This window comes from Vibrio sp. S12_S33, from assembly GCF_963889785.1.
GTDB lineage: Bacteria > Pseudomonadota > Gammaproteobacteria > Enterobacterales > Vibrionaceae > Vibrio > Vibrio aestuarianus.
Genome location: NZ_CAWPQZ010000181.1, coordinates 1 through 901 on the forward strand (window position 1 = coordinate 1; position 901 = coordinate 901).

Below are 901 nucleotides of genomic sequence, written 5' to 3' on the forward strand. Positions count from 1 at the left end.
TCAAACACTTCCCGAAAAGTGCCACTGGCGAGATAATTGAGAAGCTGAGATTTGTCCGGTGTGTAGCTAGAAAACCGAAAGCCTTTCCACCCTAAATTCACAGCTTTTCTTAACCCCAGCTAACGCCGCATTAAGGTGTGAGCGACGTTTGGCTATACTTGAGCGAAGCGAAAGCGCCAAGCGTTGCGAATCACTCTTAAATGCTTTGTTATGTGTGTTTTTTCATGATTGACTTTGTTGCCTCTTTTAAAGGGTCCAACAGATCTTTTAGGTTCTTTGTACGGCTTTGATATGTTGCATAGGAACTCTTAGGATGGGTGTAATGCCCTTGAACCTTTTCAACATCTTGATGCGCTTTCAGTATTATCTTTTGACCGTCACCGGACTCAAAAGTAATTTCCGGAAAATATAGTACGCATAGCATTTCCAATTTATCCGCTATTTCTGCACTTTCTGCCATTTTATCTAACGTAGTTTGGTCAGCAATAGACGAGTTAAAAAGCCTAGACAAAATATCCAATGAAATCCGTTCATAAGCGTATATTGTAGTAAGAAGCTCCTCTACTTTAGTAATGAATAACTCCTTCTTTGCTCTTATAGAAATAAACCACTGATTTAAAAGTAAAATCAACACAGCAAGAACGACAGAAACAACTATCGAAAACAGTTTTGCTTGCTCTGCTGGAGTTGAAAAAGTCGCTACCAACCAATTATACATTTACCTACCACTGCTAATATTCTCTAACTTTAAGTGAACTGACTCGCCCACACACATAACGCCCAATTAAGTGGTGAACAACGCACTGACCAAGCCGCTGCATTGCACCGTAAAACACTTTACCTGACGCATAGTAAAACTACCACGCGTTGAGAATCCACTTGAATTGTTTGTTATGCAAAT

1 protein-coding gene is annotated in these 901 nt (G+C 40.0%); it reads right to left on the reverse strand.

The annotated features are described in order from the left end of the window. Positions 1-208: 208 nt before the first annotated feature. Positions 209-718, reverse strand: coding sequence for a hypothetical protein (locus AACW06_RS19750; RefSeq protein ID WP_192076359.1), 510 nt, complete (start codon positions 716-718; stop codon positions 209-211). Positions 719-901: the final 183 nt, after the last annotated feature.

What these genes read in the sequence shown, in the direction of transcription:
- AACW06_RS19750 (WP_192076359.1), bottom strand. Translation starts at nt 718, where the DNA reads ATGTATAATTGGTTGGTAGCGACTTTTTCAACTCCAGCAGAGCAAGCA.